General features: G+C 68.9%; 6 protein-coding genes. 3 read left to right on the forward strand and 3 right to left on the reverse strand.

Features of this window, described 5'->3' with window-relative positions:
* Positions 1–181 precede the first annotated feature (181 nt).
* On the reverse strand, positions 182–1,618 hold the full coding sequence (gene glmU / locus AC1D2E_RS34170) for a bifunctional UDP-N-acetylglucosamine diphosphorylase/glucosamine-1-phosphate N-acetyltransferase GlmU (RefSeq protein WP_478201516.1): 1,437 nt from the start codon (positions 1,616–1,618) through the stop codon (positions 182–184).
* A 25-nt stretch (positions 1,619–1,643) separates the two neighbouring features.
* Here glmU and AC1D2E_RS34175 point away from each other — a divergent pair, with 25 nt between their 5' ends.
* Entirely contained in the window at positions 1,644–2,501 is an 858-nt protein-coding gene (locus AC1D2E_RS34175; RefSeq protein ID WP_478201517.1) for a DUF6279 family lipoprotein, read from the forward strand.
* A 69-nt stretch (positions 2,502–2,570) separates the two neighbouring features.
* Complete coding sequence (locus AC1D2E_RS34180) at positions 2,571–3,503, forward strand: glycosyltransferase family protein (RefSeq protein WP_478201518.1); 933 nt, start codon at positions 2,571–2,573, stop codon at positions 3,501–3,503.
* On the opposite strand, the gene AC1D2E_RS34185 is transcribed toward AC1D2E_RS34180, so the two are convergent.
* Together AC1D2E_RS34185 and AC1D2E_RS34190 are read right to left on the reverse strand one after the other, a co-directional pair.
* Entirely contained in the window at positions 3,488–4,774 is a 1,287-nt protein-coding gene (locus AC1D2E_RS34185; protein WP_478201519.1) for a polysaccharide biosynthesis protein, read from the reverse strand. The two genes, AC1D2E_RS34180 and AC1D2E_RS34185, sit on opposite strands and share 16 nt — an antisense overlap.
* A 323-nt stretch (positions 4,775–5,097) precedes the next feature.
* Positions 5,098–5,409, reverse strand: a complete 312-nt coding sequence (locus AC1D2E_RS34190) for a DUF2917 domain-containing protein (protein ID WP_478177889.1) — start codon at positions 5,407–5,409, stop codon at positions 5,098–5,100.
* A gap of 142 nt (positions 5,410–5,551) precedes the next feature.
* On the opposite strand from AC1D2E_RS34190, the gene AC1D2E_RS34195 reads away from it, so the two are divergent.
* A complete protein-coding gene (locus tag AC1D2E_RS34195) occupies positions 5,552–6,535 on the forward strand; it encodes a LysR substrate-binding domain-containing protein (RefSeq protein WP_478177890.1) in 984 nt (327 codons plus the stop codon).
* Positions 6,536–6,743 lie beyond the last annotated feature (208 nt).

Consider the following 6,743-nt stretch of genomic DNA (forward strand, 5'->3'; position numbering starts at 1 on the left):
CATGCAAGGAGTGCAACGCCGGGTGGCTCGTCCTGGCAGGCCTTCCCTGCGGGTTGCCGGGCCAAGGGGCCGTCTGCGGCGTTGCCCSCGCTTGCAAGGCGAAAGCCTTGCTGCGCGCGGGCGCCTTGCATCCAGCCCCTTGGCCCGGCAACGCGATCCCCGGAAATAGTGTGAACAGGCCCTAGGCCTTCGGCGCCTTCTGCGGCCGCTTCCAGCCGGGGAAGCTGGCCTGCCTGGCACGCGAGATCGTGAGCGCACCGGGCTCGGTGCTCTTGGTGATGGTCGAGCCGCCCCCGACGGTGCCGCCGGCGCCGATCGTGAGCGGCGCCACCAGCACGCAGTTGCTGCCCACGTGGACGTCGTCGCCGATGATCGTGCGGTGCTTGTTGGCGCCGTCGTAGTTGGCCGTGATGCTGCCGGCGCCGTAGTTGACCCGCTGGCCGACCGTGGCGTCGCCCAGGTAGGCCAGGTGGTTGGCCTTGGCACCGGCCGCGAGGGTCGAGTTCTTCACTTCCACGAAGTTGCCGATGTGCACCTCGGCACCCAGCCGGGCCCCGGGCCGCAGCCGCGCGAACGGTCCGACCAGGGCGCCGGCGCCGACGGTCACGCCGGCCTTCTCGCCGTCGATGTGGGTGAAGGGATGGATCACCGCACCGGTCTCGATGCGCGCGTTGGCGATCACGCAGTTGGCGCCGATGCGGACATCCGCACCCAGCGACACCGCCCCTTCGAAGACGCAGTTGACATCGATCTCCACGTCCGACTCGCAGGCCAGCGTGCCACGCAGGTCGAAGCGTGCCGGGTCGGCCAGCCGCACGCCTTGCGCCATCAGCGCCTGGGCCTGCCGCAGCTGGTAGGCGCGCTCGAGTGCCGCCAGCTGAGCAGGGCTGTTGACGCCGGCCACCTGCAGCGGGTCGTCGGTGCGGTGCGCGATCACCGGCACGCCGTCCACGGCCGCGAAGCCGACGACGTCGGTCAGGTAGTACTCGCCTTGCGCGTTCTTGTTGTCCAAGCGCGCCAACCAGGTCTTGAGCAGCCGCGCCGGCACCGCCATCACGCCGCTGTAGATCTCGCGGATGGCGCGCTGCGCCTCGTTGGCGTCCTTCTCTTCGACGATCGACTGGACCTCGCCCTCGGCATCGAGGCCGCCCTGCACCCGCACGATGCGGCCGTAGCCCTTGGGGTCGTCGACCCGGATCGTCAACAGCGCCAGCCGCCGGCCCGCGCTCTCGGCCACGAGCGCGCGCAGCGTGTCGCCACTGATCAGCGGCACGTCGCCCGACAGCACCAGCACCGTGCCGTCGTCGGGCAGGAGCGGGGCCGCCTGCTGCACGGCATGGCCGGTCCCGAGCTGCGGCATCTGGCGCGCGAACCGAGGCGACACGCCGGCCACGGCGCCTTCGAGGGCGGCTTCGACGTCGGCCGCACCATGGCCGGTCACGACCACGATGTGGCGCGCGCCGATGCCGGCCGCCGTATCGATCACGTGGGCCACGAGCGCGCGCCCGCCCAAACGATGCAACACTTTGGGCAGGCTGCTCTTCATGCGCGTGCCTTTGCCGGCCGCCATGATGACGACGTCGATAGGCTCCTGGTTGTCCTGCGGAATTTGATCCATGCCACTTTCCCGAATACGTTGCGCAATGCTGGCGCGAATTATCGGCGCCATCGCCCTGGCCACCCTGCTCTCGGCCTGCAGCGCCGTCCAACTGGCCTACAACAATCTGCCCGAGATCAGCTACTGGTGGCTCGACGGCTACGTCGACTTCGACGACGCCCAGACGCCGCAGGTACGCGACGAACTGCGCCGCTTGCTGGCCTGGCACCGGCGCGAGGAACTGCCGAAGATCGCCGACCTGCTGCAGGAGGCGCAGGCGCTGGCGCCCGCCGACCTGACACCGGCCCAGGCCTGCGCGCTGTTCGACGCGATCCGGCTGCGCCTGCTGGCCTTGGCCGAGCGGGCGGAGCCCGCAGGGGCCACGCTGGCGCTCAGCCTCAGCGAGGCGCAAGTGGAACACCTCGCCCGCAAGTACGGAAAGATCAACGACGAATACAGAAGAGACTGGCTCGATCGCAGTCCGGCCCAGCAGCGAGAAAGGCGCTACGACCAGTTCCTCGATCGCAGCGAGGACTTCTACGGCCGGCTCGACGCCGGGCAACGCGCGCTGCTGCGGCAGCAGGTGGAGCGATCCGCTTTCGATCCGCGCGAACTGGACACGGAACGCCGACAGCGCCAGCGGGAGGCGCTGGCGCTGCTGGGCCGATTCCTGGCCGCGAAACAGCCTGCTGCCGAGGCACAGGCAGCGCTCCACAGCTACGTGATGCGGATCGCCGAGCCGCCGCCCGGACCCGCGCGCGATCGCCAGCACAGGATGCGGCAGGAGTCTTGCGCGACCATCGCTGCGCTTCACAACCAGACCAGCGCGACCCAGCGCGAGCAGGCCGCGCGAAGGCTGCAGCGCTACGAGGACGACCTGCGCGCGCTGGCGGCCCCGCAATGAACGCCGAGCGCGGTCCTCGGCGGATTTAGAACATTTGTTTACACTCGGCAACGATCTACTTGACGCTTCATGAACATCACACTCTGCACACTCTTCGAGGGAAACTACCACTTCGGTGTGGCGGCGCTTTCCAACTCCCTGATCGCTTCAGGCTACGTCGGCGACCTGTGGGTGGGGTTCCGGGGCCCACTCCCCGCATGGATCCTCGATGCGCCCGGCTACCGGAAGGCCACCGGCGAGCTCCAGGTCGCGCCGACGCTGAGGCTGCGCTTGCTGGAACTGGACACGCCGCTCCATTTCACCTACTACAAGCCGACCTTCCTGCGCGAAATGCTGGAACGGCATGCGCCGGACGCGGACGTGGTGGCCTACGTCGACCCCGACATCGTGGTCAAGTGCGACTGGCCCTCGTTCATGGGCTGGTTCACCGAGGACGGCATCTCGCTGGTCGAGGACGTCAACGCCTACTTTCCGGCCCGGCACCCCAAGCGACTGCTGTGGAATCGCTTCTTCGCTTCACACGGCATCACGCCCCGACGGGCGCTCGAGCGCTACTACAACGCCGGCTTCATCGCGGTCCCGCGCCAGCACCTCGACTTCCTGGACCTCTGGCGCCGCCTGTGCGACCTGGTGGTGGCGCACAACGGGAACGCCAAGACGCTGAAGGCCGGGGGATCCGCGACGCTGTTCCACTCGACCGACCAGGACGCATTGAACTTCGCGCTCACCGTCTGCGAGGCGCCGCTCAACACGGCCGGGCCGGAAGCCATGGATTTCGCGCCCGGCGGCTATTACCTGTCGCACGCGATCGGCCCGGTCAAGCCCTGGCATGGCCGCCATGTCCGCCAGGCACTGGGCGGGCGTCCGCCGTCGCTTGCCAGCAAGGCGTACTACCGCTTCGCCAATTCGCCGATCAAGGTGTATTCGGACGGTGCCCTGGCCCAGCGGCGGGTTGGACTCGCGATTGCCAGCCTCATCGGACGCGTCTACGGCCGGACCTGAGGCGCTGCGCCCCACTGTCGCCATCGCAGGACCAGCAGGCCGTACTGGTAGCCGAAACTGGCGACGCCGGTCGCAATGGCGAAGCCCAGCACCGAACGCAGGTCGCTGATGCCGATCACGGCCAGGTAGAGCACCTGGATCGCCAGCGTCGCCAGGATGCTGTAGCTCTGGCCCGAGGTCGCGCCGCGCACCGTCAACGAGCGGAAGGCGAAGCCGGCAGCGCTGGCGAGGATGGACGACAGGAACATCATCCAGACCAGCGGTTCCATGTTGCGGTACTTCTCGCCCAGCAGCAGGATCCAGTACTGGGGCAGGACGTAGGCGCTCAACAGCGCCAGCGCCATCATGCCGAGATAACTCAGGTGGGCCCGCCACATGATCATGCGAAGCCCGTCCCCGGCCGGCGTGCGCGCGATCGCCGGGAACAGCAGGATGTTGGTCACCCGGTCCACCACGATCAGCGCCATCGCCAGCCGCCCGAAGGCACCGACCTCCGCCACCATGTTGGAAGTCCCGAAGAGCGAGACCAGGAACACCGTGATAACCCCCTGCAACTGGTAGAAGATCGCCGGCAGCACCAGGGGCTTGGCGATCCGGACCACCTGCGCATCCACGCGCTTCGCGTCAACGGCGTCCAACCTGGTTTCCACGATCCGGCGCGCCGCGAAATCGCGACGGATGAGCAGGATGCTGATGGCGCTGGCGACCCCGGTGGCAGCGACGATGCCGGCCACCGACCATGACCCGAGCGGCAGGACGAGCACCGTGCAGACGACCGCGATGCGGACCACGGTCGCCGTCAAGCCGACCCGGCTCAAGGTCGTGACGTGGCCCAGGATCGTGAGCACCGTGCCCATGTAGTGCTCGCGCAGGGTGATCACGACGGCCGCGAACGCGAACAGCGAGGCCAGCAGGTAGCCGCGGTCGAGCCAGCCGTGGTCGCGCGAGCTCAGAAACCAGTAGGGCACGACGATCACGACGCCGGCGCCCAGCAGCATCCAGCGCCTGCGAAACACCTGCCGGCAGGCTCCGACCACCCAGGGCACTTCGCGGGCGCGCTGGCCGACCACCGGCAGGCAGCAATGGGCCAGCCCCAGGTCGGTCACGCCGAGCAGCAGGGTGAAGCATGCGAACAGGAAGGTGTAGGCCGCGTACTGGTCCTTGGGCAACACGTTGACGACCAGCAGGCCGGCAATGCCGCCGGCAACCACGGAGAAGGATTCGACGCCGCCGACCATGGCGATCTGGCGCAGACGGGCAAGAAGGTTCACGGGCGAAAGGCGTCGGTCATGATGGCCGGCGTCGGCCGGGAGCGAAAGGGATCGGACCCGGAACCGGGCAAGGGCTCTACGATACGCGAAGGCGGGGGGGCGCCGCTCGGATCAACGGCGCCGGCTGCATCGGCCGTTCGAAGTCGTCGCCCAGGGTCTCCTGAGTCACGAGCTTGTCATCGATCAGCTTCTCCTCGCACGCCGCCAGCCACCCGACGTGGTGGCCGTGCGTGTGGCCGTTGGCAGACTCGTCCTGCGGGCCCGGAGGCGCTGCCCCCGAAGGGGCACCAGGCCGCCTTGAGGCGGCCCGGCGCGCCATCAGCTCAGGCGGCGTCCCAGCTGTAGGTCGCGCCGTTGCTGTCCCACGGCTCCATCACGATGCGTTCGCCGGCCGCGACCGCCAGCGACTCGCCCGGGGCCAGCACCAGATCCTCGCTGCCGGCGTGGGCGGTGGCGTCGCGGGTCACCCAGACCCGGCCCTGCCGGACACGCAGCACGCTCGCGCTGGCGGCCTTCAGGCTCATTGCATGGCCGGCATCGAGTTGCCAGGCACCGCGGCGGACGGCTGGCGGCACGGCAGCCGGTCGGGCCAGGACGGCGGACGGAAGCGACGAAGAGGTGCAAGCAACGGACATGGTGTGGACTCCTGAGGTGACTGTGCGCAATGGCGCGCTTCGGGAATGAATGATCTTCCTCCGCTCGTTGGCAGTCCAATGAAAACGCGGTAGCCTACTGATTCCGGTTTCGCATCAATCCAACCTTCGGCCAAGGCCCGCCGTGCTGCATTCCCAGACCCATCTGCGCTCCCGCCCGATCTCCGCCGGCCATCTGCGGGCCTTCGAAGCGGTCGCCCGGCACCTGAACTTCCGCGCCGCCGCCGAGGAAATGGCACTGACGCAGTCGGCCGTGAGCCGGCAGATCCAGTCGCTCGAGGAAGAGGTCGGCGTCGGCCTGTTCCTGCGCCACACGCGGGCGGTCGAACTCACGGGCGCCGGCGCCCAGCTGCTGCTGGCGGTGCAGCAGTCGCTGCCTCGGATCGACGGTGCGGTGCGCCAGATCCGGCAGAACGCGGGCCGCAAGAGCGTGTCCCTCACGACTTTCGCCTCCTTCGCCTCGATGTGGCTGATCCCGCGCCTCGAGGCCTTCCAGCGCGACAACCCCGAAATCGACATCCGCATCGATGCCAGCGACGTGGCGCTCGACATGGACATCGCCGACGTCGACATCGCCCTGCGCTACGGCCCGCGCGAGAACATGCCTGCCGGGGCGCTGCGCCTCTTCGGCGAAACGATCACGCCGGTGGCCAGCCCCTGGCTGATCAAGAGCAACCCGGCCATCAAGGCGCCGCCCGACATCGCGCACTTCACCCTGATCGAAGCCGGCGACGCCCACCGCACGCACCTCGAATGGCTGACCTGGCGGCGCTGGTTCGAGGTCAACGACATGCCGCGCGCCCAGCCCCGGCGCTGGCTTTATTTCAACTATGCCTACCAGATGGTCCAGGCCGCGCTCACGGGCCAGGGCGTGGTGCTGGCGCGCAGCTCGCTGATCGCCGAGAGCCTGGCCAACGGCGACCTGGTGGAGGTGCTGCCGCAGCACCGGATGGATTCCCCGATGGCCTACTGGCTGATCACCGGCCCGCGCAGCGCGCCGCGGCCCGAAATCCAGGCCTTCTGCGAGTGGCTGCAAGGCCAGGCCGCCACTACGCGCGAGACCATCGGCGAGGTGCCGGACCCAGACACCGTGGATCAGCTGGACTGAGCCTGACCGTCAGCCCCACCGTGCTCCCCTCGGGGCCGGGCGCAGCCAGGCCCGTTGGTGAAACACCGAGGAACCGGCTTTGCCGGGCCTCTGGTGTTGCCCCCGGCAGGGGGCTGAGGAGCCGTGGCTCCAAGCCTGCCTGCGCAGGCTTGGACGGCTCCGAAGGGCCGCTGCCTCTGGCGGCGACTCGAGGCGCCCGGACACGAAG

The organism is Variovorax sp. P1_H2 (assembly GCF_056405295.1).

Excerpts from the sequence above, each read along its gene's own strand:
- AC1D2E_RS34190 (WP_478177889.1), bottom strand. The coding sequence starts at position 5,409 with ATGTCCGTTGCTTGCACCTCTTCGTCGCTTCCGTCCGCCGTCCTGGCC.
- AC1D2E_RS34180 (WP_478201518.1), top strand. The coding sequence starts at position 2,571 with ATGAACATCACACTCTGCACACTCTTCGAGGGAAACTACCACTTCGGT.
- AC1D2E_RS34175 (WP_478201517.1), top strand. The coding sequence starts at position 1,644 with ATGCTGGCGCGAATTATCGGCGCCATCGCCCTGGCCACCCTGCTCTCG.
- glmU (WP_478201516.1), bottom strand. The coding sequence starts at position 1,618 with ATGGATCAAATTCCGCAGGACAACCAGGAGCCTATCGACGTCGTCATC.